This is a genomic window from Telluria sp. ZT3P26 (assembly GCF_059686035.1).
Map to the genome: position 1 here is coordinate 1,740,834 of NZ_JCASII010000001.1, position 26,532 is coordinate 1,767,365.

19 protein-coding genes and 2 riboswitches are annotated in these 26,532 nt (G+C 65.8%); of the genes, 13 read left to right on the forward strand and 6 right to left on the reverse strand.

What is annotated here, in order from left to right; all coding sequences use genetic code 11:
- The first annotated feature begins 195 nt into the window (after nt 1-195).
- Nucleotides 196-1,608, forward strand: coding sequence for a CHASE3 domain-containing protein (locus tag AC56LN_RS07715; RefSeq protein ID WP_499570735.1), 1,413 nt, complete (start codon nt 196-198; stop codon nt 1,606-1,608).
- Between the two features lie 16 nt (nt 1,609-1,624).
- On the opposite strand, the gene AC56LN_RS07720 is transcribed toward AC56LN_RS07715, so the two are convergent.
- Entirely contained in the window at nt 1,625-2,428 is an 804-nt protein-coding gene (locus AC56LN_RS07720) for a Crp/Fnr family transcriptional regulator (protein ID WP_482899143.1), read from the reverse strand.
- A gap of 289 nt (nt 2,429-2,717) precedes the next feature.
- Here AC56LN_RS07720 and AC56LN_RS07725 point away from each other — a divergent pair, with 289 nt between their 5' ends.
- From AC56LN_RS07725 to AC56LN_RS07765, 9 genes are all read left to right on the forward strand, one after another.
- Entirely contained in the window at nt 2,718-3,431 is a 714-nt protein-coding gene (locus AC56LN_RS07725; protein ID WP_499570736.1) for a response regulator transcription factor, read from the forward strand.
- 13 nt (nt 3,432-3,444) lie between these two features.
- Entirely contained in the window at nt 3,445-4,776 is a 1,332-nt protein-coding gene (locus AC56LN_RS07730; protein WP_499570737.1) for a sensor histidine kinase, read from the forward strand.
- Between the two features lie 121 nt (nt 4,777-4,897).
- On the forward strand, nt 4,898-5,314 hold the full coding sequence (locus AC56LN_RS07735) for a type IV pilin protein (protein WP_499570738.1): 417 nt from the start codon (nt 4,898-4,900) through the stop codon (nt 5,312-5,314).
- Nucleotides 5,311-5,934 carry a prepilin-type N-terminal cleavage/methylation domain-containing protein gene (locus tag AC56LN_RS07740; protein ID WP_499570796.1) on the forward strand — a complete coding sequence of 208 codons (624 nt, stop codon included), beginning with the start codon at nt 5,311-5,313 and terminating at the stop codon, nt 5,932-5,934. The genes AC56LN_RS07735 and AC56LN_RS07740 overlap by 4 nt, the downstream gene beginning before the upstream one ends.
- Nucleotides 5,931-6,395, forward strand: a complete 465-nt coding sequence (locus tag AC56LN_RS07745) for a prepilin-type N-terminal cleavage/methylation domain-containing protein (protein ID WP_499570739.1) — start codon at nt 5,931-5,933, stop codon at nt 6,393-6,395. Before AC56LN_RS07740 ends, AC56LN_RS07745 begins: the two co-directional genes overlap by 4 nt.
- Nucleotides 6,392-7,564, forward strand: a complete 1,173-nt coding sequence (locus AC56LN_RS07750) for a PilW family protein (protein WP_499570740.1) — start codon at nt 6,392-6,394, stop codon at nt 7,562-7,564. Before AC56LN_RS07745 ends, AC56LN_RS07750 begins: the two co-directional genes overlap by 4 nt.
- Complete coding sequence (locus tag AC56LN_RS07755; RefSeq protein WP_499570741.1) at nt 7,561-8,163, forward strand: pilus assembly PilX family protein; 603 nt, start codon at nt 7,561-7,563, stop codon at nt 8,161-8,163. The genes AC56LN_RS07750 and AC56LN_RS07755 overlap by 4 nt, the downstream gene beginning before the upstream one ends.
- A 35-nt stretch (nt 8,164-8,198) precedes the next feature.
- Complete coding sequence (locus AC56LN_RS07760) at nt 8,199-12,905, forward strand: pilus assembly protein (protein ID WP_499570742.1); 4,707 nt, start codon at nt 8,199-8,201, stop codon at nt 12,903-12,905.
- A gap of 120 nt (nt 12,906-13,025) precedes the next feature.
- On the forward strand, nt 13,026-14,702 hold the full coding sequence (locus AC56LN_RS07765) for a peptide chain release factor 3 (RefSeq protein WP_482899134.1): 1,677 nt from the start codon (nt 13,026-13,028) through the stop codon (nt 14,700-14,702).
- A 73-nt stretch (nt 14,703-14,775) separates the two neighbouring features.
- Here the strand turns inward: AC56LN_RS07765 and AC56LN_RS07770 are convergent, their stop codons facing one another.
- Nucleotides 14,776-15,741: a DUF3108 domain-containing protein gene (locus AC56LN_RS07770; protein ID WP_499570743.1), complete on the reverse strand. Its 966-nt coding sequence runs from the start codon at nt 15,739-15,741 to the stop codon at nt 14,776-14,778.
- Nucleotides 15,742-15,998: 257 nt separating this feature from the next.
- Between AC56LN_RS07770 and AC56LN_RS07775 the strand changes: the two genes are divergently transcribed.
- Nucleotides 15,999-17,705, forward strand: coding sequence for a methyl-accepting chemotaxis protein (locus AC56LN_RS07775; protein WP_499570744.1), 1,707 nt, complete (start codon nt 15,999-16,001; stop codon nt 17,703-17,705).
- Between the two features lie 25 nt (nt 17,706-17,730).
- On the opposite strand, the gene gcvP is transcribed toward AC56LN_RS07775, so the two are convergent.
- The 3 genes from gcvP to gcvT form a co-directional block, all read right to left on the reverse strand.
- The gene (gcvP, locus tag AC56LN_RS07780; protein WP_499570745.1) at nt 17,731-20,613 is read right to left on the reverse strand and encodes an aminomethyl-transferring glycine dehydrogenase; all 2,883 of its coding nucleotides are present in this window, start codon (nt 20,611-20,613) and stop codon (nt 17,731-17,733) included.
- Between the two features lie 95 nt (nt 20,614-20,708).
- Nucleotides 20,709-21,089, reverse strand: coding sequence for a glycine cleavage system protein GcvH (gene gcvH / locus AC56LN_RS07785; protein ID WP_332533355.1), 381 nt, complete (start codon nt 21,087-21,089; stop codon nt 20,709-20,711).
- 58 nt (nt 21,090-21,147) lie between these two features.
- Entirely contained in the window at nt 21,148-22,266 is a 1,119-nt protein-coding gene (gcvT, locus tag AC56LN_RS07790; protein WP_499570746.1) for a glycine cleavage system aminomethyltransferase GcvT, read from the reverse strand.
- A 46-nt stretch (nt 22,267-22,312) separates the two neighbouring features.
- A riboswitch (glycine riboswitch) is annotated at nt 22,313-22,409 on the reverse strand.
- Nucleotides 22,410-22,426: 17 nt separating this feature from the next.
- Nucleotides 22,427-22,511, reverse strand: a riboswitch (glycine riboswitch).
- A gap of 405 nt (nt 22,512-22,916) precedes the next feature.
- Between gcvT and AC56LN_RS07795 the strand changes: the two genes are divergently transcribed.
- Nucleotides 22,917-23,477 (forward strand): ATP-dependent Clp protease proteolytic subunit, encoded by a 561-nt coding sequence (locus AC56LN_RS07795; protein ID WP_499570747.1) that lies wholly within the window; start codon nt 22,917-22,919, stop codon nt 23,475-23,477.
- Between the two features lie 33 nt (nt 23,478-23,510).
- On the opposite strand, the gene AC56LN_RS07800 is transcribed toward AC56LN_RS07795, so the two are convergent.
- Nucleotides 23,511-23,828 (reverse strand): hypothetical protein, encoded by a 318-nt coding sequence (locus AC56LN_RS07800; RefSeq protein WP_499570748.1) that lies wholly within the window; start codon nt 23,826-23,828, stop codon nt 23,511-23,513.
- A 286-nt stretch (nt 23,829-24,114) separates the two neighbouring features.
- Here AC56LN_RS07800 and AC56LN_RS07805 point away from each other — a divergent pair, with 286 nt between their 5' ends.
- On the forward strand, nt 24,115-26,532 hold the full coding sequence (locus AC56LN_RS07805; protein ID WP_499570749.1) for a DUF1631 family protein: 2,418 nt from the start codon (nt 24,115-24,117) through the stop codon (nt 26,530-26,532).

Here is a 26,532-nt window from a genome sequence, read left to right on the forward strand (position 1 = left end):
GGTGCACGCATGAACGTGAGATGCAACAAATAGTTACGTCAGGTCATTTTGCGGCGCAGCAACGCGTCCTTGCAGGTAAAATGCGAGGCCGTGTTGTCAGCGTGAAAGGATGTCTGGATGTACTTTTCAACCACTCTGGCCTCACGCCCGGCCCGTAGCCTGCCGCTTCACAAGTCGTTGCTATGCCTGGTGTGCGTGGTACTGCTTGTGGTCAATGGCGTGTTCTTGCTGCGCAATCTCGACGATCTGCGCGCCGCGAATGCCCTGCAGGCGCAGACCGCGCAAGTGTCCGACGAGCTGCAACACCTGAACCTGGTCGTCACCGATGCCGAAACCAGCCTGCGTGGCTATTTCCTCTCAAACGACGAGGTCTATCTTGGTCCGCTGCGCGGTGCCCCCCAGCAAATCAACGCCCAGTTCCGGTCGCTGGGTGCTCTGCTCGCGGACAATCCTTCGCAAGCCAAGAACCTGGCGCAACTGCAGGCTTTGATTCAGCGCAAGCTTGCCTTGCTCAATGAATCGCTCAACGTTTTCCGGCAGGGTGGCCTGGAAGATATCGTCGCCATCGCTGCCGCATCGGACGACCGCGCGCAGATGGACGAGATCCGTCTGCAGGTGGTCATCATGACGCGCGAACAGAACGAACTGCTCAAGTCGCGTACGGCCGGGTTCTATCAGCAGTACCGGCACGCTGCACTGTTTGGCGTTGGCATCAATGTCGCTGCCATCATCGTGCTGCTGCTCTTCTATAAGTTGATCCAGCGGTCATTCGTCGCGCGCCTGGATGCCGAACATGCTCTCCAGCAAACCAATGATGGTCTCGAACATATCGTGGCGGAACGCACGGCGCAGTTGTCGGTGCTGTCGCGCCACCTGATTCGCGTGTCGGAAGAAGAAAAATCACGGCTGGCACGTGAACTGCACGATGAAATGGGGGCGAACCTGACGGCCATCGGCATCGATCTGGCCACGGTCATCGAGCGCTTGCGCACCGGCCAACCGGAGCTGGCAGAAAAACTGGGCCGCGCACGCCGCACCCTGGTCGATACCGTGCAACTCAAGCGCCGCATCATCGAGAATCTGCGCCCCAGTTTGCTCGACAATATGGGCCTGTCGGCCGCGTTGCAAAGCTATTGCGCCGACTATGGGCGCGTGACGTCGCTTGATTGCGATGCGCTGATCGATGCTGAAGTGGACGAGGCTGGTCCTACCCAGGCGATCGCATTGTTCCGCATCACGCAGGAAGCGCTGAACAACATCGCGAAATATGCCAAGGCGCGCAATGTCATCGTCAACCTGACGCGTGAGCCGACGGGCTGGGGCCTGGAAATTACCGATGATGGCATCGGCATCCCGCAAAACATGCTGGCCGGTACCAAGTCGCATGGGTTGCTGGGCATGCGCGAGCGTGCGTTGCTGCTGGGTGGAACGCTGGTGGTGGAACGGGGAGTGAACGGTGTGGGAACGTGTGTTCGTGCCTTGATTCCGACGGCGGCGCCGGACGGTAATGCGATGGCGCCAGGTTCTTTCGCGCCGCCGGCCCTGATGCAGACAACAGGACCGGGTAAACAAGAATCGCTGCCGCAAGGGGCAGCGAATCCGGGTTGAAGCTTAATTCAACAGCTTAGCGTGCGACATCCGACAGCAGGCGATCGTATTCCGACTTGGCGACCTTGTAGCACTCGCCGGCGTAATCTTCCAGGCCGGCACGGTCGAGGACCGTGATGTTGCCGCGGCGGTACTGGATCAAGCCTTCGTCCTGCAGTTTGCCTGCGGCAGCAGTGATGCTTTCGCGGCGTACACCCAGCATGATCGAGATCAGTTCCTGGGTCACTTTCAGTTCGTTGCTTGCGGAGCGGTCCAGACGGTCCAGCAACCAGCGGCACAGCTTCTGTTCGATCGAGCTGTGACGGCCGCCGACAGCGTTCTGTGCCATCTGGGCGAACAGGGCGTTGGTGTAGCGCATCAGCAGCTGTGGCAGGGCGCCGCCGCGGTTGAAGGCGTCACGCAGGTACTGGGTACGCAGGCGGTAACCGTAACCGGCACTTTGCACCACGGCCGAGCAGGTAGCGCGCTCACCCATGAACAGCGACACGCCGACTGCGCCTTCGTGACCGACAACAGCGATCTCGGTGGTTGCGCCGTCTTCCATCACGTACAGCAGCGACACGATTGCGGTGGTCGGGAAATACACGTATTCCAGTTTGCTGCCATACTCGAACAGTTCTTTACCGAATGGCATGGCGACCAGTTCGAGATGGTCGAACATTTCTTCCAGATCCTGGCGTGGCAGTGCTGCCAGCAATTCATTCTGTTGCGTGCCGCTGTAGCTGACGATCGGTTTGACCTGGGACTTCAGTGCCTCACTCGTGGCAGGGTTCTGGCTTTTTGCTTTTTGTGTGATACCAGCAAGTTGAGTGTTGTTCATGTTATGTCCTCTTAGGTCTATCGTGCGTCAGGAGCGACTCAGGAGGCGTATGGTGCTTACCTCGTCGCGATGTGTCTACTTTACGTCTACCGTCTGTTGCCGCACATAAGACATGTAGTCGCCCCGGTGTAGGTTGCAAGCATCATCACGTGTCAGTCCAGTCCTACTGGGAGAAATGCCTGTTTTGCCCCAAAAAGACGGTATATTTTGTTACGGAAACAAAAAATATCGCATAATTCGGGGTGCCGGCAGTGATGTTCACTGACCACAAAACAGGATATTCCTACAAATGGGGCTGCATATATTGCTTGTCGAAGACGACGCGGTCCTCGCCGACGGCCTCGTGCGCGCACTCGACGCGCAGGACATGACTGTCCACCTGGTGCGCGATGGCCTTGCCGCCGACGCCGCCCTGCAGCGTACCGACGCTGCTTCCTCTCCTGCTCCTGCTTCCCAAGTCACCTTTGACGTCGCCGTCCTCGACATCGGCCTGCCCGGTATCGACGGCTTCGAGGTCGTGCGGCGCCTGCGCGCGCGCGGCGGCGTTCTTCCGGTCCTGCTGCTGACGGCGCGCGATGCCGTCGAAGACCGCGTGCGCGGCCTGGAAACCGGTGCCGACGACTATCTGGTCAAACCGTTTGCCACCGCCGAGCTGATCGCCCGCATCCGCGCGCTGGCGCGCCGCCATGCGCCGCTGTCGGCAGTCCTGACGCTCGGCCGCCTGAGCCTGGACAGCGCCACCCGCCGCGCGCGCATCGGCGAGAGTACGATCGACCTGTCCGTGCGCGAGTGGGGCGTACTCGAATACCTGCTGCAGCACACCGGGCGCGTCGTCTCCAAGCAGCAGATCATCGACGCCATCCTGCCGTGGGGCGACGACGTGACGCCCAATGCTGTGGAAGTCTACGTCTCGCGCCTGCGCCTGAAGCTCGATGGCGCCGGCGTGGCGATCCGCACCATCCGCGGCTTCGGTTACCTGCTAGAAGCGGCGGCGGCTGCATGATGCAACCACGCCGATGACCAGCATCCGCCTGCGCCTGCTGAAATGGCTGCTCGGGCCGATCCTGCTCGTCAATCTCGTGCTGGCGGCGCTGGTCGCGGGCCTGGCCTGGACGCCGGCCCAGGTGGCCTTCGACGCCGGCCTGACGGATACCGCGAGCGGCATCGCCGGGCGCGTGGCCGCTGGCGGCGCCATCGCGCTGCCGCCCGTTGCCGCTGCGGCGACGGGCGAGCGCGCGTGGTTCGTGGTGCGCGACGCGGCAGGCAGGTACCTGGCAGGAACCCCGGGTTTCCCCGTACTGCACCCCGGCGCGCCGGCCTACGATGCCGACGTCGCTGGCGAGCCGGTGCGCGTCGTTGCGCTGGCCGTGGCCACGCCGGCGGGCATGCGTCACGTCGGCGTGGCGCGCACGCTGCGCCAGCGCCTCGACGTGCGCGCCGCCATCGTGCGTTCGCTCGTGGTGCTGGTCTCGCTGGGCACGATCACGCTGGTCGGCGTCGTCTGGCTTTCGGTGGGCAATGGCTTGCGGCCGCTCGCGCGCATCCGCGCCGAACTGGCAAGGCGCGGACCGGGTGACCTCGCGCCCATTCCCACTGATGGCGTGCCGTATGAAATCGCCCCGGTCGTGAGCGGCTTCAACGACCTGCTCGACAAGGTCGAAACCGGCGCGCGGGCGCAGCGCGACTTCCTGGCCGATATGGCGCACCAGCTCCGCACGCCCCTGGCCGGCGTGCAGCTCCAGCTCGAATGGCTGCATGCGCGCCATGCGGGCGACCCCGGCACGCTGCATTCGCTTGGCATGATGGGCGTGGCCAACGAGCGCATGATCCGCCAGGTCAACCAGTTGCTGGCACTGGCGCGCGCGAGGGAAGGGCGGCCGGGTGATCAGTCCGGTCCGCTCGACCTGGCGCTGCTGGTGCAGGAGTCGATCCAGTTCTTCGTCGGCAAGGCGGCGCGCAAGGGGATCGACCTCGGCTTCGAACTGGCGCCGGCGCCGGTGACGGGCGATGCCTTCCAGCTGCGCGATCTGATCGACAACCTGGTCGACAATGCGCTGCGCTACACGCCCGAAGGCGGGCAGGTGACGGTCGGCTGCGGCGTGGATGGCGGCGCGACGCAGTTTTCCGTCGTCGATTCCGGCCCCGGCATTCCCGCCGCGCGCCGCGCCGCCGTGTTCGAGCGCTTCGTGCGGCTCGACGACAAGACGACGGGCAGCGGCCTGGGACTGGCGATCGTGCGCGACATCGCGCTGGCGCACGGAGCGTCGGTGCAACTGACCGATGCCGACAGCGGTGGCACGCAGGTCGTGGTCCGTTTTAATGTCAGGCAGACAAACCGGACCCGATAAAAATACCGAAACTGCGCACTTGTCAGGGTTTTGTCAGCCTTTCCTCAGGGAAATGACAGGAAGCCGGGTTATCATTCCTCCTGGAAACATTACCGATGCATTTTCGGCCAGGAGCAACCCTATGCAGCAGCGTCAGTCCGGCTTTACCCTCGTTGAACTCATGATCGTCGTGGCGATCATCGGCATCCTCGGCGCGATCGCCATGCCGTCCTACACGAGTTACGTGACGCGCGCCCGCCTGGTCGAGGCGCACAGCGCGCTGGCGTCCACGCAGCCGAAGCTGGAACAGTTCTGGTCGAACAACCGCACCTACGACAAGTTCGCCCAGGTGCCGGCCGACACCGCCAACTTCACCTACCAGCTCGAGGACGCCGACGTCAGCGGCTACCTGCTCACGGCCACCGGCCGGGCTGCCGCCGCCAGCTTCGTCTACACGCTGGACCAGTCCGGCAAGCGCGCCACCACCGGCGTACCGGACGGCTGGACCAAGAGCGACAACTGCTGGGTTGACCGGAAGGATGGCTCGTGTACCCAATGACCCGCCCTTGCTGCCGCGCGCGCCATGCCGGCTTCACACTGGTTGAAACCATGGTCGTGCTGGCGATCTTCGCCATCCTGATGGCGGTGGGCGTGCCGAATATGCGCGCCTGGCTCGGCGCCACCACCAGTACCGGCGCCGCCCAGTTCTACGCCGAGGGCTATACGCTGGCGCGCAGCCTGGCGCTGTCCAACAACGCACGCAGCCGCCTGGTGTTCACCGAGAACGCGCAAAGCGGCCAGCGCGACTGGCAGGCCGACGTCTGCTTCCCGGTTGCGGGCGACGATTGCACGGCGGCCAGCACGCGCTGGTCGGATGTCGACAAGCCCGCCGTCGTTCCGAATGGCGTCACCGTCAAGACCAGCTCGGTGTTTCGCAGCGCGGCGTCGCTGCCGCGCACATCGGCGCTGACGGTCACGCCCGACGGCGATGCCGATGCGGCCTATTTCACGGCGCTGGGCTGGATCGACACGTCCAAGCCGTCACTGACGCGGCTGGACCTGACGCCGGCCGGGAACGCCGACGACTTTCCGGCCAGCGCCGTCGTCGTGACGCTGGCCGGGGCCGTCGTGACCTGCCGGCCCAACCTGGACGCGGGCGATTCGCGCAAGTGCCCATGATGCCGCGCCGTCCACCTGCCATGCGCCCGATGGCGCGCCGTCCCGGGCACGCCGGGCAACGCGGCGTCGCGCTGCTCGAAGCGCTGATCGCGATCCTGATCCTGGCCATCGGCCTGATCGGCACGCTGGGCCTGCAAGTCAATTCGCAGGCGGCACTGGCCGAGGCGAGCATGCGCGCCGAAGCGACCATCGCGGCGAATGAACTGATCGGCGTGATGAATAACGACCTCGACCATCTGAGCGACTATGCGGTCGCCGAAGACGCCACCCCCGGCGCGCGGCTGCAGGACTGGCATGCGGCGCTGGCGGAGCACCTGCCCAATGCCAGCGTCGTCGTTGCCGTCACCCCGGCCGCCGGCACGAAACGCACGGCAGTGGCAGTGGAGATTCGCTGGCGCCGCAACGAGACGGCGCAGCAGAACCGGCACCGGATCGTCACCTACCTGTCGAGGTCGGCATGAATAACCGCACACCACCCGCACTGTCACGGGCAGCCGGCTTTTCGCTGGTGGAACTGATGGTCAGCATCGTGATCGGCTTGCTGGCCGTGATGTTTGCCACCCGCATGATGACCGATTCCGAGAGCAACAAGGATGGCGCGCTGGGCGGGTCCGAATCGATGCAGAACGGGATGATGGCGATGTTCTCGATCAGCGCGGATGCCGAGCAGGCCGGTTACGGCCTGAATGACCCGATTCTGGCCGGGTGCGACACCATCTTCAACGACAGCAAGGAATTCACGATGACGCCGGTCCTGCGCGGCACCGCGACCATCCACCCGTTGGCAGCCGCCGTGATCGTGCATGGCAACGCCGGGCCGGACCAGCTCACGCTGTACTCGGGCAGCGCGACCAGCGGCACGGCCACCGTGCGCCTGACCACCAACTACAACGGCGGCAACCAGATTGCCCTGGACCGCACGCCATACGGCTTTGCGGTTGGCGACGTGATCGTGGCTGCGCCCGAGGACAGCGTGGGCCAGTGCGCGCTGGCGCAGATCTCGACACTGAATCAGGATGCACCATCGATCGGCTTTGCCAGCACGACCGATCGCTTCAATACGGGCGATCTTGGCCGCACGTTCCCCGGCAGCGCCACCCGCGTGTTCAATCTGGGGCGCGGCGCCAACCTGCCGTTCCACACCTGGCTGGTCGATGGCGGTGTCCTGCGCCTGCGCGCGACCAACCTCGGCAGCAGCGGCGCGACGGCCCAGGCCGTGGCCGACAATATCGTCTCTCTCAAGGCCCAGTACGGCTTCGACACGCGCGCCGTGGCCGCCTTCGATCCTGAGCTGGGCATGCAGGTGCGTGAGTGGTCCAACACCATGATCGATGCCGACGGCGATGGCGTGACGGGTGGCGCGGGCGACTACCAGCGCATTGCTGCGCTGCGCATTGCCGTGGTGGCGCGCAACAAGCGCCCCGAGCGCCCGGCCAACGGGGGCGACTGCAGCACCACGACCGAAGCGCTGACCGTGTTCGAGACGGACCAGCCAAGCGGGATCGATGCCGTCCCGGTCACGCTCGACCTGGGCGTCAAGGACGACCCGATCGACTGGAAATGCTATCGCTACCGCGCGTTCGAGTCCGTCGTGCCGCTGCGTAACGCAAGCTGGAGGCCTACCGCATGACGTTCCGAATCGTTTCGCGCCGCCAGCGCGGCGTTGCCTTGCCGGTCATGCTGATCATGATGCTGGTCATGCTGGTGACCAGCATTTATCTGCTGCGTTCGAGCAATACCACGACGCTGGCCGCGTCCAACTTCGCGTATGACGCCACGCTCAGCCGTGCCGTCGACCTGGGCCTGCACACGGGGTTCCAGTGGCTGCGCGAGACCGCGATTGCCAAGCGTTCCGACCTGGACGCCGACAATGCCGGCAAAGGGTATGTCGCCAGCATGGAAGACACGGCCCTGAACCCGCGCGACAGCGCATTCTGGAAGGGCAGCGTCGAGCTGGAGGATGCCGACGGCAACAAGATCAAGTACGTGATCCACCGCCTGTGCAAGGCGGCCGGGCCGTTCAATAACCCCAAGCCAAAGAACAGCTGCGTCCAGACCGCCGCCAACACCGTCAAGCTCGGCACGACGGTGGCAATCGGCGAGAGCCTGGCGTCCGATGCGCCAGCGTATGCCAGTTCGCCGCAGCTGCACTATGTCATTACCGCCCGCCTCGATGGTGCACGCGGCGGTAACGTGATCAACCAGATGGTCGTGCTGATCGGCGCCTGATGGGCCCCGCGCATCGCCGTTCGAATGGATATCGCATGAAACATTCTCTTACCACCATCCTGGCGCTGCTCGCGTTGTCCATTGGCCTCGGCGCCACGCCGGCACTGGCGGGGCCAACCTCGCTGGCGTCCATGCCCCTGATGAGCCTGACCGGCAGCGGGACGGTCAAGCCGAACCTGATGCTGCTGTACGACGATTCCGGCTCGATGGCGTACACCTACACGCCCGACTACGTCAACGACAACACGACCTGCCGCGCCAGCAGCACGCTGGCCCTTGGCCTGCGCGAATGCGCGGTCGGCGACGTGCCGTATCACACGCCGCAGTTCAACCGCCAGTACTACAACCCGGACATGCGCTACAAGCCGCCGGTGAAGGCTGACCAGAGCTCGTACCCGGAGCAGAACCGGGCCACGACGAGCGGCTGGACCAACGTGACCACTGACGGCTTCAGCCTCGAGTACCGGGACCTGGCCGGGACATCCTCGCAAAAGACCAATCTGGTCACGGGCTTTCCCGACCTGGAATGGTGCGACAGTACCGGCGAATGCCGCCGCAACGTGATCGGCTACACGTATCCGAACCGCACCTACACCAGCCCGAACCCCGTCACCGGCAACGCCTATTACTACCGGCTGAACGTCAACGAATACTGCAGGGACAGCAAGCTCCAGAGCTGCGTATCGACCGCCGTGAACGCCGTCGCGCCCAATACGACCTACAGCAAGCCGGCGCCGGTGCGCTGGTGCGACAGCACGGCCCTGACCAACTGCCAGGCCAAGTACGTGGGCACCTACAAATACCCGCGCTTTGGCGACCCGAACCGCCCGGTCAACTGGTACAGCACGATCACCATCAACAATTCCGGGTCCGACAGTACGCTGACGCTGACCAGGGTCACGTCGGCAAGCACTGCCGGCGTGCAGGAAATCACCAATGGCGCGATGACCGTCACGGGTGGCACCAACACGCCCGCCGAGCAGCTTGCGCTGGCGGTCGCGCTGGCCAAGTCGATCAATGCAAAAATGGGACTGGCGAGGCCGTTCTATGCCTGCGTGCTGACGGCATCCGGCACGGCACCTGCGTGTTCCGACTTCGGCATCACGTTGCCGGCGGCAAACATGCTGGCCGTATTTCCGATCGCCTGCCCGCGCACGTCCGACAAGAATGGCTGCCAGGTTGTCAGGGAAGGCAGCCGCACGGCCGAAGAACTGATCGTCGAATCGGGCGCCCGCGTCACGGCGCTGCTGCAGTTCAGCGGCACGGCCGGTGACGGCACGCGCAGCGTGCTGACCAATCTGCGCTTCGCCGGTCAGACCTGGTTCAGTCGCGGCCTCGAGCTGACCCGAAGGGGCTCGGCCGCGCAGATCGCCACGCAGCTCGCTACCGAAATCGGCACCGGCGGAACCGTCAAGGCGTACGTCGGCGGCAACGGCATCACGCCGCAGTGCGCGGCGGCGCCATCGACGGCCTTGTGCCTGGTGGGCCCGCTGTCGGCCAAAGGAACGGCTGCCACCATTGGTGCGATCAACAACCGTGCTTCGCTCACGTTCACTTCGGTGGCAGCCGTTACCGATCAGGTGCCGACGTCGGTCTCCGGCGTCGATACCGGGGTGTTTACGCGCACCGACATCGTCGCCACCCGCGATGCCTATCCACGCACCGAGGCACGCACTGACTGCCGGTCCGAGACGTCCTGCACCTACGACGAAGAGATGACCAACTTCGCCAACTGGTATGCCTACTACAAGTCGCGCAACCAGATGATGAAGACGGCCGTGGGCCAGGCCTTCCAGCCGCTGGACAAAGATTACAAGGTGGGGCTGGTGGGCCTGCAGCGCGCCGCCAACCAGACCGACTACATGGGCAACGACCAGATCCTGTATCCGAAGTCGTTCACCGGGGGCGATCGCATCGCCTGGTACAAAGCACTCTATGAAATGAACAGCGCCGGCGGCACGCCGGTGCGGCTGGCGCTGAACGAAATGGGCAATATGTTTGCCAACAAGGGGATCTTCAAGCAGGCGCGGGGCGCCGAAGTGATCGAATTTCCCTGCCAGCAGAACTTCACGTTCGTGACGACCGACGGCTACTGGAACGGCGGTAGTGTCGCCGATGTCGTCAACAACGACAACAAGGACGATCCGGCGCGCTTCTGTACCGAGGACACCGGCTGTGTCGACACCAGCGCGCAAGCCAAGCCGTCGCTGGCCGACGTCGCGCTGTACTGGTACAACGGCGGCCGCAACACGATCGCCCCGGCCGCCAGGGACAATTCGCTGCGCCCCGAACTGGAAGGCGACGTCGGGGTCGTGGCCGGCACCCGCAACAAGCGCCTGCACATGCGCACCTACGGCCTGGGACTGGGCGTGGACGGCGTCATGACGTACGAGCCGAAGTACGATACCGCGCGCGAGCCGGGCGGCGACCTCGACAACATCATCGACAAGGTGCGCACCGGCTGCCCGTGGACGAGCGACGGCGTGTACCGCTGGCCCGATCCGGTGGTCGACAAGGTGGCGCTGTCGGATACGTACCAGTCACGGGTGGACGACCTGTGGCATGCGGCGATCAATGGCGGCGGCAAGTACTTTGCTGCGTCCGATCCGCAGCAGGTGGTCGAAGGGCTGAACGAGGCGCTCAACGACATCCGCCAGGCCACCGGCGCAGCGGCGTCTGCGGCCACTTCGACGCCAAACATCACGCAGGATGACGCCGACATCTTCTCGTCGACGTTCACCACGGTGAAATGGACCGGCAACCTGGCCAAGCGGGTGCTCGACCCGGTCACTGGTGAAGTCGTGAAGAAAGTAATCTGGAGCTCGTCCTGGACCGTCGGCCAGCAGGTGGGCGCCGCCAGCGACACGCGCACGATCTGGTACCGCGATCCCGTCAGTGGCACCCGCAAGGATCTGGTGTACGCAGACATGGGCGCAGACCGTGCCTGGTTCGCCAACAAATGCTCGCTGCTGTCGCAATGCGCGAATCTGAACAGCGCAAACCAGGCGATCGTCAACAACGGCGAGACGATCGTCAACTGGCTGCGCGGCCACCAGCAATACGCCAACAACGTGATCCTGCGCGGCTATTCCGCCCCGAGCGAGACCGAGGTCGAACCGGACAAGCCGGCGCAGCCCGTGGTGCTGGGCGACATCGCGTCGTCCAAGCCGGCGTATCTGCGCGGCGCGCGCAAGAGCTACGTGGCCGAAGGCTATGACGCCTACAAGGCAGCGCAGGCCGGGCGCAAGCCGACCGTGTTCATCGCGGCCAATGACGGCATGCTGCATGCGTTCGACGCCGTCAAGGGCACCGAGATGTGGGCCTACATGCCGCGCATCACGATGAAGAAGCTGTACCGCCAGGCCAGCGTGGGTTACGCGACCGAGCACCAGTTCACGGTCGACGGCTCGCCCGAACTGGCGGACGTGCAGATCAACGGCACCTGGCGCACGATCCTGGTCGCGGGCCTGAATGCCGGCGGCCGGGGCTACTACGCGCTGGACGTCACCGACCCCGATGCACCGGCGCCGCTGTGGGAAATCTGCGCCGATGCCACCGTCTGCGCCGGCCCGCTGCACCAGCCCGAGATGGGCTTCACGTTCGGCAACCCGCAGTTCGGCACCATCAAGGACGGCAAGGATGCCAACGGCAATGACAAGCAGCGCTGGGTCACCTTCCTGACCTCGGGCTACAACAATATCCCCGATGCGGACGGCGTGGCCGGTGGCAGCGGCAAGGGGATCCTGTTCGTGGTCGATGTCGCGACCGGCCAGCAGGTGCTGAACCTGGGCGACCGGGACATCAGCCACGCCGAGACGGGCCTGTTGACGACCGGATCGGGCGGTATCGGCTCGGGCAGCGGCGTGGCCGATCCGTCCGGCCTGGCCAAGATCACGGCGATCACCGCCAACCCGAACACCGATCCGCTGGTGACCTATCTGTACGGGGGCGACAACTTCGGCCAGATGTGGCGCTTCGATTTCACCGGCGCCAAGGTGGCGCGGCTGCGCATGGGCAGTGCCGGCGCCAACCAGCCGATCACGTCGCGGCCTGACGTGGCGCTGTGCCAGGTCGATACGACCGGGCAGGGGGCGGATGCGTCGCCGACGCGGCGCGTCGTGACCTTCGGCACCGGTCGCATGCTCGACTACATCGACATCAAGGATGTCAGCGAACAGAGCGTCTACGTGCTGGCCGACACCGGCACGCCGGTGGCAGATGCCAAATGGCGCGCCACCGACACGTTCTCTGAACGCCAGTTCACCGAAACCGTGCCGTACAACGCCGCGACGCCACTGGTGCCGCGCTCGAACCGCTTCACGGTCGGCGGCGCGACAGTCAATCTGGGCGCGAAGGCCGGCTGGTTCATCGACTTTGACAAGAACGCCGGTGAACGGGTCAACCTCGACCCGAAGATCGTCTCGGGCACCTTGTCGGTGGTGACCAACCTGCCGCAGTCGTCGACGGCCTGCAACGTGGGCGGCTCGAGCTATGCGTACCATCTGGATGTCTGCACTGGTCGCGCCGTATCCGGCAATGCCTCCGGCGACGGCACCGGCGACATCGCCGGCTCGCTCTTGTCGGGCGATGCGGCGGCAGTGGGCTTCATCATCGTGCGCCTGCCGTCAGGCGCGCTGAAGATGGTCACCACCACCGCCAAGGGCGACACCATCACGTCCGAGGTGACGTCGGCCACCAGCCAGGATGCCCGCCGCACCGGCTGGCGCCGCGTGCGCGACTGACGCCGCACGTTGCGCCTGCCCGGGCGCGCGCCGTATTCTGTTCACACGGCGCGTGCCCGAGACGGTAAAATCGAGGGTTTTCCGACAAGGGCCGTCACAGGTCCACAACTGGGCTCGATTATGGCCAACGACACCGATATTTCCAGCGCCGACGATCCGTCCGGCGCAGGCACCGACCTTGAAGTCGCTGCCAACCGCCAGGCCGGCACGATCGCGCGCGAAGTCGCGCGCCGCCGCACCTTCGGCATCATTTCCCACCCCGACGCCGGTAAAACGACGCTGACCGAAAAGCTGCTGCTGTTCTCGGGCGCGATCCAGCTGGCCGGCACCGTCAAGGGCCGCAAGAGCGGGCGCCATGCGACGTCCGACTGGATGGACATCGAAAAGCAGCGCGGCATTTCCGTGGCCTCGTCGGTGATGCAGTTCGATTACCGCGACCACGTCATCAACCTGCTCGACACGCCGGGTCACCAGGACTTCTCGGAAGACACCTACCGCGTGCTGACGGCGGTCGACTCGGCGCTGATGGTGATCGATGCCGCCAAGGGCGTCGAATCGCAGACGATCAAGCTGCTTGAAGTGTGCCGCATGCGCGCCACGCCGATCGTCACGTTCATGAACAAGATGGACCGCGAAACGCGCGATCCGCTCGAACTGCTCGACGAAGTCGAATCGGTGCTGAAGATCGAATGCGCGCCGGTGACCTGGCCGATCGGCATGGGCAAGAACTTCCGCGGGGTGTATCACCTGCTGAAGGACGAGATCATGCTGTTCAAGGCGGGAGAAGAAAAAGCCGACGGCGCCTTCGAGATCGTCAAGGGCATCGACAATCCACGCCTGGCCCAGATGTTCCCGCTCGAGATCGAGCAGCTCAAGATGGAAGTCGAGCTGGTGCACGGCGCCTCGCACGAGTTCGACCTCGAGCGCTTCCTGTCGGGCGTGCAGACGCCGGTGTTCTTCGGTTCGGCCATCAACAACTTCGGCGTGCGCGAAATCCTGTCGGCCCTGGTCGACTGGGCGCCATCGCCGCGCGAGCGTGACGCCACGGTACGCGCGGTCAAGCCGGACGAGCAGCCGTTTTCCGGCTTCGTCTTCAAGATCCAGGCCAATATGGACCCGGCCCACCGCGACCGCATCGCGTTCCTGCGCGTGTGCTCGGGCCGATTCGAAAAAGGCATGAAGGTCAAGCACCTGCGCCTGGGCCGCGATGTCAAGCTGTCGTCGGTGGTGACCTTCATGGCCTCCAGCCGCGAACAGGTCGAAGAGGCGTTTGCCGGCGATATCATCGGCTTGCCGAACCACGGCAATATGCAGATCGGCGACAGCTTCACCGAAGGCGAGATGCTCAGCTTCACCGGCATTCCGTACTTCGCACCGGAGCTGTTCCGCTCCGTGCGCATCCGTAATCCGCTGAAGATGAAGCAGTTGCACAAGGGTCTGCAGCAGCTGGGCGAAGAGGGTGCGGTGCAGGTCTTCAAGCCGGTGCTGGGCGGCGAACTGATTCTGGGCGCGGTCGGCGTGCTGCAGTTCGAGGTGGTCGCCAGCCGCCTGCTCAACGAGTACGGTGTCGACGCAGTGTTCGAAAGCGCCAGCATCAGCAGCGCGCGCTGGGTGTCGAGTGACGACAAGAAGAACCTGGCCGATTTTGAAGCCTCGCTCGGTCACAACGTCGCCTACGACGCGGCCGGCAATATGGCGTACCTGGCCACGTCTGGCGTGAACCTGCGCCTGACGCAGGAACGTTGGCCGAAGCTGACGTTCCACGCGACGCGCGAGCACGCGGTCAAGCTGGCTTGATGTCACGGCGCGGCGCGGGTGGTTGAACGCGAGGACGGCGCAGCCGTCCACCCTACGATTGCTCGCGCTGCGGTTAATTCGGTGTGCTGATCGCGCAGATGGTTTGGGTGCGTACTGCGCCGTCCGGGCTGGTCAGGCGTAGCTGCACCGGCAGCCAGGCTTTCGCCGGCGCCAGCCACACTTCCAGATGCGGCGCGCCGTCGTCGGCCAGCCGCACCAGGCGCACCGTCTCGAGCGTGCCTATGGCCGTCTCGAGACGTTCCGGGCCGGCAGTATCGAAATACACCATCCGTGCCCCGTTCACGCCGCCGATCCAGAATGCCAGCCTGCTGCGCAGCTGGTCGGGGTCGGCCTGGCCGATACCACTCAATTGCAGCAGCACCGATGCGTCATCTTGGCTGCCGGGCACCAGCTGCGCGCTGCGCTTGGTGACGCCATCGATGATCTGTCCCCGTGCGCGGTCGAAGACCGTGCTTGCCTTGCCTGTCCCCATACGTTCGCTCGTTGTGCGCGGCGAAATGCCCGCGTCGTCCAGACCACCTTCGCTGACGAAGTCGCCCGATATCCCGTCGAGTTCCAGGCGGTAGCTGCTGCCATCCGTTTCCCACGCCAGATGCGCATTGCCGCCATCGATCCCGTCGACGCAGTAATCGATGCGCACCGTGTCGTGCGACGCAGTGCGGTACTGGCTCGGCCGCTGGAGCGGGCCGATGTCTTGTTGCGGCAGCGTCGTGGTGGCGGTGGACGGTTCGGCGGCAGCGGCGGCCGGTGCGGTGGCGACGTCGTCGCTGGCGGGTGGCGTTGGTGGCAGCGGAGCGGGCGTTGCCGGCGCTGTCTCGGGCACCTGTACGGGCGGCGCAGCGACCGGCAGCACCGGGCTGGTGACGCTGGCGCCGGCGAGCGTCACGGTCAGCAGGCCTGCGGCGGCACTGCGGGGCGCCGGGCGTGGATCGAGCCACACGATCGCCAGCAGGTGCAGCGCCAGCGACAGCACGAACAGGACCGGCAACAACAGGTGACGCGGCTGGACGACGAACATTCTCATACCCGTAGTGTAGCGCGCCCCTGCCTGCAAGGTGTATCTGGCAGGCAATTGCGTGTCCAGCGACTGTGGCGGATTGCGTTGCTGCGCGCCACGTCGTCCGGCGGCGTTTGCGCCATCACAAACGAAATGCCCGGCACGCGACGTACATTCGTGAATGCACTGAGGAAATGATGCAGTAGACACTTGAGTGAGGATGCCATGATGCGACTGCCACATTCCGCGCGTTCCGCCGTGCTGCCGTCGGGGGCGCTATGCTGAGCCGCTTGCGTATCGGGCCCAAACTGCTGCTGGCGCCGGGCGCCGTCCTCGTGCTGCTGCTGGTGCTGGCCTGCGCAGCCTATGTTGCGCTGGCGCGCCAGAACGACTCGCTCGAATCGATCGTCGGCCAGCGCGCCGCCAGCATGCGCGCTGCCGCCACGCTGGGCACCGAGTCGCACAAGGCGCATGCCGACATCTACCGCTACCTGAGCTGGATGGGCGGCAGCTTTCCCTTGGCGCGCACCGAGCCGCTGCGGCGCGACATCCTGGCGCAGCACGGCCGTATTGGGGTTGGCCTGGCGACGCTGGCGGCAGGCGCGCTGTCCGGCGCCGAGCGGCGCCACGTCGAGCAGGCCGCCCAGGCGCAGCGCCGCTATGCGCGCGCGGTGCGCGACGTGATCGAGCTGGCGCCGCTGGACGGCTCGATCAGCGCCAATGCCATGCAGAAGGCCGAAGCGGCGTTCGCGCTGGTGGACCAGCGGCTGAGCGACCTGGGCGCGCTCGAAGACGCCTTGTCGCGCCAGGCGGCCGGTAGCGCCAAGGCGGACTTTCGCTTGATCGCGATCCTGATGCCGGCCTTGCTGGCGCTGGCAATCGCGCTATCGCTGGCGATCACGCTGGCCGTGCGCCGCATCCTGCTCGGCGAGATCCACGACATCGGCGTGGCCGCCAGCAGCCTGGCCAGCGGTAACTTCACGGTCCGGCAGCGCGATTACGGCAGCGACGAAATCGCCGACACCTCGCGCCTGCTCGATGCAAGCATCCGCAATCTGAATGGCATGCTGTGCACGGTCGTCGACGCGGCGCGCACGATCGGGGCGGCCTCGCGCGACATCAAGCTCGGCAGCCTGAGCCTGGGCAGCCGCGCGGTGTACCGCGCCGCTGCGCTGGCCGAGACCGAACACGCGCTGCAGGCGCTGGCGGCCGACGTGCGTCACGGCGCCGATGACGCCCGGGCCGCCAACCGCCTGGCGACCGGCGCCGGCGATGTCGCACAGGACGGCGACGGCGTCGCCCGGCACCTGGTGACGATGCTCGAGGCGAGCCGGGGCAGTGCGCAGCAGGTCGTGGCAATTGTCGATGAGCTGGAGCTGGCTGCCAGCGCGACGGGTACGCTGCTCCTGAATGCGGCGCTGGACGCGTCGCGGGTGTCCATCAGCGCCGTCGACCTGGCGGCAGTGGCCACCGAGGTGCGGGCGCTGGCGCGGCGGGTCGCCGGGGCCAGTCGCGAGATCCGCGCCGTGGTGGCGCAGTCGGTGGCGCAGATCGACGGGGGAACGGCGTGGGCGCTGCGCGCCGGCAGCAGCATGCAATGCATCGCCACTTCGGTTCGCGATGTGGAAGACATCGTGGGCCGCCTGGGGTCCGCTGGCGATGGCCAGGCCAGGCAACTGGACGGTGTCAGCCAGGCCATCGTGCAGATGGACCAGGTCACGCGCCAGAACTGCACGCTGGTCGAGGAAGCCGCCAGCGCCGCGCGCATGCTGCAGATGCACGCCATGACGCTGGCGCGCACGGTGGCCGGGTTCCGGCTGGAAGAAGGCGAGGGCAGCGCTGAGGCGCCGGGGGCGGCGTTACCGATTACCCCACATGAAAAAGGCGGCGTTCCCGGCGAACCCACACGCGAACGGCGTGGGCCAAACCGGGAACGCCGCCGTCGTCCGGCATCGCACTTGCGGCTCGCATCGAGCCGCAAGTGATGCCGCTGGCAGGGCAGGTCAGCGATTACTCGTAATCGCTGATCGGCGCGCAGCCGCAGAACAGATTGCGGTCACCGTAGACGTTGTCGGCACGGCCGACCGGTGGCCAGTACTTCTTCTTGCGCAGGCTCGCGACCGGGAACGCCGCCACTTCACGCGTGTAGCCGTGAGCCCAGTCGTCGCTCGTGACCACTTCGGCCGTGTGCGGTGCACCCTTGAGCGGATTGTCCATGCGGTCGTACTCGCCGCGCTCGACCTTGACGATCTCGGCGTGGATCGTGATCATCGCCTCGATGAAACGGTCGATCTCGGCCTTCGATTCCGATTCGGTCGGCTCGATCATCAGCGTGCCCGGAACCGGGAAACTCATGGTCGGCGCGTGGAAACCGAAGTCCATCAGGCGCTTTGCCACGTCTTCGTTCGAGATGCCGGTCTTGTCCTGCAGCGGACGCAGGTCGATGATGCACTCGTGCGCCACCAGGCCGTCGTGGCCCGCGTACAGCACCGGATAGTGCGGCGCCAGGCGGCGTGCGATGTAGTTGGCATTCAGGATCGCCACTTCGGTCGCTGCCGTCAGGCCATCCGCGCCCATCATCGCGATGTACATCCACGAAATCGGCAGGATCGAGGCCGAGCCGAAGGCTGCAGCGCTGACCGCGCCGATGCCCTGTTCGTCACGGACGTAGCCGGTCGAGAGCTGGTTTGGCAGGAACTTCGCCAGGTGCGCGCCGACGCCGATCGGGCCGACGCCCGGGCCGCCACCACCGTGCGGGATGCAGAAGGTCTTGTGCAGGTTCAGGTGGCTGACGTCGCCGCCGAACGCGCCCGGCGAGGCCAGGCCCACCAGTGCGTTCATGTTGGCGCCGTCGACGTACACCTGGCCGCCGTGCTGGTGCACGATCTCGCACAGTTCCTTGATGCCTTCTTCAAACACGCCGTGGGTCGACGGATAGGTGACCATCACGCAGGCCAGGTTCGCGCTGTGCTGCTCGGCCTTGGCCTTCAGGTCGACCAGGTCGACGTTGCCGTTTTCATCGCAGGCGGTGACGACAACCTTCATGCCGACCATGCTGGCCGACGCCGGGTTGGTGCCGTGGGCCGACGACGGGATCAGGCAGATGTTGCGGTGGCCTTCGCCGCGCGCCTGGTGGTACTTCTGGATCACCAGCAAACCGGCGTACTCGCCCTGCGAGCCGGCGTTCGGCTGCAGCGAGATCGCGGCGTAACCGGTGGCGGCGCACAGCATCGCCTCGAGCTGCGTGATCATTTCGCGGTAACCGACGGTCTGGTCGTTCGGCGCCAGCGGGTGGATGTTCGAGAACTCGGGCCAGGTGACCGGCACCATCTCGGACGTCGCATTGAGCTTCATCGTGCACGAACCGAGCGGGATCATCGTGCGGTCCAGCGCCAGGTCCTTGTCGGCCAGTGCGCGCAGGTAGCGCAGCATTTCGTGTTCGGCGTGGTAGCGGTTGAAGGTCGGGTGGGTCAGGTAGGCACTGGTGCGGGCCAGGGCCGTCGGCAGCGCGTCGCTGGCGTCGGCGTCCAGTGCGTCCAGGTCAACCGACTTGCCGTCGCCGAAGATCGCCATCAGCGTGGCCAGGTCGTCACGGGTGACGGTTTCGTCCAGCGCGATGCCCACTTGCGTGGCGTCGATCTGGCGCAGGTTGATGCCGTGTGCAGTGGCGGCGGCGTGGATCGCGCCGGCGTCCTTGACACGTACGGTCAGCGTGTCAAAGTAGGTCTGGTTGACCAGCTCGAAGCCCAGCTGCTGCAGGCCGGCGGCCAGGATCGCGGTCTGGCGGTGCACGCGGCGGGCAATGCGCTCGAGACCCTGCGGGCCGTGATAGACCGTGTACATGCCGGCCATCACGGCCAGCAGCACTTGCGCGGTGCAGATGTTCGACGTCGCTTTTTCGCGGCGGATGTGCTGCTCGCGCGTCTGCAGCGCCAGGCGGTAGGCCTGGTTGCCCTGCGCGTCGATCGTCACGCCGACCAGGCGGCCCGACATGCTGCGCTTGAATTCGTCGCGGGTGGCCAGGTAGCCGGCGTGCGGACCGCCGAAACCGAGTGGCACGCCGAAGCGCTGGCTGTTACCGACGACGACGTCCGCCCCCCATTCGCCCGGCGGCGTGAGCAGGGTCAGGGCCAGCAGGTCGGCGGCCACGATCACCATGCTGCCGGCGGCGTGCAGTTTCTCGACGGCGGCGCGGTAGTCGCGCACTTCGCCGTTCACGCCCGGGTATTGCAGCAGCACGCCGAAGCAGGTTTCGCCCAGCGACTCGACGTCGGCCGCGGCGATGGTGCGCACTTCAACGCCGATCGGCAGCGCGCGCGTTTCGATGATTTCGCGGGTCTGCGGCAGCACGTCGTCAGCCACATAGAACACCTTCGATGCCGACTTGCCGACGCGCTGGATCAGCGTCATGGCTTCGGCGGCGGCGGTGCCTTCGTCCAGCATCGACGAGTTGGCGATGCCCATGCCGGTCAGGTCGGTGACAGCCTGCTGGAAGTTCAGGATCGCTTCCAGGCGGCCCTGCGAGATCTCTGGCTGGTACGGCGTGTAGGCGGTGTACCAGGCCGGGTTTTCGAAGATGTTGCGCAGGATGACCTTCGGCGTGAAGGTGCCGTGGTAACCCTGGCCGATCAGCGACTTGAGCACCTTGTTCTTCGAGGCCAGGCCCTTGAGGGTAGCCAGTGCTTCTTCTTCGGTGCGTGGCTCGGCGAACTGGCCCAGGTCGATCTTGTCCTTGCGGCGGATATTGGCTGGCACGACGGCATCGATCAGCGCGGCGCGGGTCTCGTAGCCGAGGGCCGACAGCATCGCTGCCTGGTCGGCGTCGGACGGGCCGATGTGGCGCGGGATGAATGAATCACGTGCTTCGAGTTGGGTGAGGCTTGGTCGGGTCATGTTGGGGGACACAGTCTGCGGCGACGTTGAAGGAGAATGGCGGGTGGTGCAGGGCGGTGCGCCGCGGCGGGGCCGGCGGCGCACCTGGAGGCGGATCAGTGGTCGGTGGTCTTGCCGTAGGCGTCAGCGTCGAGCAGATTGTCGTACGAGCCGGCGTCGCTTGGCGCGAGCTTGAACAGCCAGCTGCCGTAGGCATCCTGGTTGATCGAGTCCGGCGCGTCGGCCACTGGCTGGTTCACGGCGGTGACGGTGCCGTCGACTGGCGCGTAGATGTCGCTGGCGGCTTTCACCGATTCCACGACGGCGGCGTCGCTGCCGGCGGTGAAGGCCTTGCCGACCTGCGGCAGTTCGACGAACACGATGTCGCCCAGCGCGTCCTGCGCGTACTCGGTGATGCCGACGGTCAGGGTGCCGTCTTCTTCGCGGCGAACCCACTCATGGGATTCGGTGTATTTCAGGTCGGTAGGGATGTTCATGGGGACTCCGGGTAGTTGGGTGGATAGCAGTATAGGTGTTCTGGATGCAGGGCAGCGTTCAGGCGGCCAGCACTTTACCGTTGCGCACGAACGGCAGCTTGACGACGCTGGCTGCCAGGCGCTTGTCGCGGATGATCACGTGGACGGTGTCGCCGATGGCCACGTCCATCGGCACGCGCGCCAGGGCGATCGCCTGCTGCATGCTCGGGCTGAAGGTGCCGCTGGTGATTTCGCCTTCCAGGCCGGAGGCCGCGACCACTTTCTGGTGCGCGCGCAGGATGCCGCCTTTTTCACGCAGGATCAGGCCGACGAATTGCGCGCCCTGGCCCTTGGCCTGCAGGGCCGCCTTGCCGATGAAGTCGCGTTCGGAGACCAGGTCGATCGTCCAGGCCAGGCCGGCGTCGAGCGGGTTCACGGAATCGTCCATGTCCTGGCCGTACAGATTCATGCCGGCTTCCAGGCGCAGCGTATCGCGCGCTCCCAGACCGGCCGGCTTGATGCCGACGGCGACAAACGCATTCCACAGCGCTTCGGCCTGCGAGGCCGGCACGCCGATCTCGAAACCGTCTTCACCGGTGTAGCCGGTGCGGGCGATCATCGCTTCGCCAAACGCGGTGTCCGGGACGATGACGGCGTTGAACGGCTTGAGGTTTTCGGATGCTGCCTGGGTGGTCGGCAGCACCTGCCACACCTTGGCGCGGGCATTCGGGCCCTGCACGGCGATCAGTGCGATCGGATCGTTGCCGTCGCGGCGCGCGGTGATCGTCACGCCGCTGTTGGTGGCGGTGTTCTGCTGGTTCATCCAGGCGACGTCTTTTTCGGCCGTGCCAGCGTTGACGACGATGCGGAACCATTCTTCGGACAGGAAATAGACGATCAGGTCGTCGATGACGCCGCCTTCGGGATTGAGCATGCACGAATACAGGGCCTTGCCCGGTACCTGCAGCTTGTCGACGTTATTGGCCAGCAGGCCGCGAAGGAACGCGCGCACGTTGGCGCCCCTGACGTCGACGACACACATATGGGAAACGTCGAACATGCCGGCGTCGCTGCGCACCGCGTTGTGCTCTTCGATTTGCGAACCGTAGTTGACGGGCATGTCCCAACCGCCGAAATCGACCATCTTGGCATTGGCGGCGCGGTGCGCGGAATTGAGCGGGGTCGCTTTGAGCGTCATGGAATCCTCAGGCAGAAATAGGGGTACAGCACGGTCGTCGTGCGCTGTCGACCCCTCTGTCCTTGGTACCTGAGAGATAGCGGCTGTGCGCCGCTTGCCCCTTCGGTGGACCGCTACCGCGGCCGCTCTCCAGAGTTGAACCGCCGCGCGCTGCGCCGCTGTCCCTTGACCGGTCCTTTTGCCTGAGAGTTTATGGGTGAGTGCCCCTTCGGCGGCAGCATGCTGCGCTCTCCCGATCAAGACTGCGGAGGATATTCCACCCTATGCCGACTGTCAACCGCACACCCCCACCCATAATTAGGGTCAGAGTCGAATTGTTTGACAACTTTCGATAATTGCCCATTAAATCGACTCCGACCCTCATTATTTTTGACCTCCGCGGAAATAAAAACGATGCGTTAAGAAAATTAAGTGCGGACCGGAATTAAAGGCTGATTTTGATAGCGCTAAATTAGCAAATAATAATTGGGGTCAGAGTCGAATTGTTTGACAACTTTGAGGAATTGCCCATTAAATCTACTCTGACCCTCATGGTGGTTTGGCGTGGATTTGCCTTGAAGCATTGCTTCGCACTATTGGTGATCGGTAGTGGAGGGCGTGCGGGGGGATTTGCTACACTTGGTTCACTTACTTTGTAGGCGGAACAGACTATGAATCAAGAGAAAGCGCTGCAAGAGAAAGAGGGGTGGTTCACGCTGTCGGGCGATGTCAACAGTGATATGGTCCACCGGCTGTTCGAGGCAGTGGCGAACATGACGGAAGACGGCATCGATACCGCCCACGTGCTGCTGCAGTCCAACGGTGGTTATGTCAGCGACGGGCTGTGCCTGTATAACTTCATGGCCAATTCGCCCGTGAAATTTGTCATGTACAACGCCGGGGCGGTGGCCTCGATTGCCGTCGTCGTGTATCTGGCCGGCTCGCGCCGCTACGCCAGCGAGACGGCGCGGTTCATGATCCACAAGTCGCATGCGACGGCGTCGCCCGGCTCGCGGCCGGATGCGCTCAATATCATCGTCGAAGGCCTGCGCGCCGACGACGCGCGCACCGAGACGATCCTGCGCAAGGAGATCGAGCTCACGCCCGAGCAATGGAGCGTGCATCAGTACGGCGACCTGCACATGACGGCGCGCGATGCCAAGGTGGCAAGGATGATTCACGAAGTGACCGACTTCGCGCCGCCCAAGGGCGCCATCCTTCGCAATATCTGAGCGTCGTCTGATCTGCCCGGCGCGCAGCGTGACTCAGCGCGTTGGGTCGGCCTTGTCGCTCTGGTGCCCTGCGCTCGCGTGGTGTCCGGGGGTGCCGCCCTGGACGGCTGCAGCCGGGAGCGAGCCGGCCTGTTGCGAATCATTCAGGCGGGTGTCCGGTTGCTGCACCGGTGTGGGCTGGCGCGCCGATTGCTCCGATGCATCGGACGCCAAATCCCGCTGCTGATCCGGCAAGGAATCGGACTTCCGGGCTGGCATGTCCCCGCGACCCTGATGTTCGGCGTCGCCATGCGGCGCCTGCTTGCCGCCCTGATTGCCTGCACCCGCAACAGCGTTATTTTTCTCGACCATGTTGATTCCTTTCAAACGTGTCGCCAGATCGTACTCCTGCCGCCGACATGGCGTTGTTCGTTTCCGCGAAAGCCACCCTGCGAAGCCCGGCACCGGGCACTGACCGGACGGCGGCCCCAGCCTCTGTAGACATGCGCCTGCCTCGGGCGCTACTATCGATCCAGGTAAGCGCCGCGCGGGCGCCAGCCTGCGCAGTGTCGCTTTGCCTCTGGCCCGCTGTGTTTGCTCATTGCTGATCGGCAAGAGTATGGCAAAATAGAGGCTCGCCTTTCTTCGCCAAAACGTCATGGCCACCCCATCCGTCCAGACCCACGCCGCGCGCAATGCCGCCGCCCAGCAGGCTACGCTTGCCGGGCTGGTCGCCATCGCCTGCCGCCAGGCCGGGACGGACCTGGGCGACGTGGTCCGGCGCATCGTCTCGGTCCTGCTCGACCTCACAGCCGCCGGTCCGGATCCCCGCGCCGTCATGCGCCGGGTCAAATCCGGCAACCTCCTCAAGAGCAACGATTACGCGTTCGTCCACCTGGCCACGAGCGCGCTCGAAAAAGCGCTGGAAGCCGAGATCGCACTGCTGGCGCCGGGCGCCCCGGCTGCAGAGGCGCACCCCGTGGCGCTGAGCCTCGTGCCGCTCGAGCAGATCGACCAGCAAATGGCGCTGGACGCCGTCAGCCGCCCGTTCGACCTCCAGTACTCGGAGCCGCTGGCCACCCTCGGCGTGCGCCTTGGATTGCTGCTGGGGCGCGACCTCGTGCGCGCCGCCCATAATCCATTTCGTCCCGCCGTGTTCCTGGGCGCGCTGCACGCCGCGTGGTGCGAGTTCGAGCCCGATCCGGAAGCGCACGGCCTGCTCGCGCCACTGCTGCGCCCCGGCCTGATGATCGATCTCGGACCGCTCTACGAAGCGCTGATCGAGGCCCTCAAGGCTGCGCGCAAGGGCAGGGACGACGACACGCGCTTTGCCAAGACCGACGACCGCGCCGCGCGCCGCGCCGAACGTGCGCGGCGCGAAGCGTCGCTGTCGGATCAGCTGCGCCTGTTGTTCGACCCGGCGCTGGCCGTGCCTGAGATTCCGAATCTGCCGCAGGGCAGCGGGGGCTGGCGGCCAAGCGCCGCTTCGGGTTTTGCGATTGCGGCACCGGATGCGGGCACGCCAGCCACGCCGGGACCGGTCGCCACGGACGCTGGCGCCCAACCTGGCGAGCGAGCCGGGGGCCACGTCAACGCCCATCCTGGCTTCCAGCCCGGCACACCGGGCCACGCCGTGTCGACGCCCGCCCATGGCTTTACGCACGGACCTGGCCATGGCGGCGCAGGCGCGCCGGCCATGGCTGGCGCGATGCCGCTGATCGACCTTCTTGGCCGCCTCGGCGCCGGCGCCGCGATTCCCGGCATGCCGGATCTGCAGCCGTTGGCTCTCCACGCCGGCGCGACCGGCAGCAGCGCGGCGCACGGCAGTGACAGCAGCGTTCCCCACGGCGCGTTCTACCTCCCGCGGCTGCGCGCGAGCCTGCCGCCGGGCGCACTGTCGCGCGCCGACGCCACCACGCTCGATCTGCTGTCGCGCGTGTTCGAGGGCGTGCTGCAGGACGATGGCGTCGCACCCGAGACGCGCGAACTGCTGGCGTTCCTGCAGGTGCCGGTGCTCAAGGCAGCGCTGCGCGACCGCAGCTTCTTCTTTGAGGAAGCCCATCCCGCGCGGCGCCTGCTCGACCTGCTCTCGCAAACGGGCTGGGAGCAGCCGGCCGACCAGGACGATCCGGTCTACCACGCCATGCGCCGCAGCGTCGAGCGGGTGCGCGATGCCGAGCAGCCCGAGTTCGAAGCCGCGGTGGCCGAACTCGAAGCCGGCCTGGCCGCGCGTGACAGCGCCGAACAGGCCGCCATCGCCGGCCCGATCGCCAATGCCACGCGCCACGAAAAGCGGGTGGCCGCCGAGCGCTCGGCCCAGCGCGCCGTGGCCTTGCGCCTGGCCGGCGAGCAGCTCGTGCCTGCGGTGGCGGGCTTTCTCGAGCAGCGCTGGAGCGCCGCGCTGGCGCTGGCCTACACGATCGAAGACACCCGTCCCGGCGCGATCGACAATGCCACGCGCACGATGGAAGACCTGATCTGGAGCGTCAAGCCCAAGGCGACACAAGAGCAGCGCAAGGCCCTGATCGCGCGCCTGCCGGCGCTGCTGGCAAGCCTGAACAAATGGCTCGACGCCACGCGCTGGCAGGACGCCGAGCGGCTCCAGTTCTTCGCCGAACTGGCCGAATGCCACGCGTCGATCGTGCGCGCGCCGATCGAGCTGGCGCCCGAACGCCAGCTCGAACTGGCGGTCGAGGCGGCGCAGCAGGATGCACTGCGCCGCGTTGCGCAAGAGCAGGCGCAGGCTGAAGATGAAGCGCACGCCAGTCAGGGGCCGGAAGCCGACACCCTGGCAGGCCTCGAGCGGGGCATGCGTCTCGAGCTGGCCGAGGGCGACCGTGTCCGCAAGGTGCGCCTGGCCTGGGTCAGTCCGCTGCGCACGCTGTATATCTTTTCCGGCGCCGGGCGCCAGGAGGCGTTCTCGTTGCCCGCCGGGCGCCTGGCCGATCTGCTGCGCGCCGGTGCAATCCGGGTCGTGCTGGCCGAAGGGGTCGTCGGCCGCATCCTCGGCGCAGCCGTCGGCAGCGAGGCCGTCAACGATGCAGGCCCGCCAGCGGACCATCGCGCCGCCGAGTAA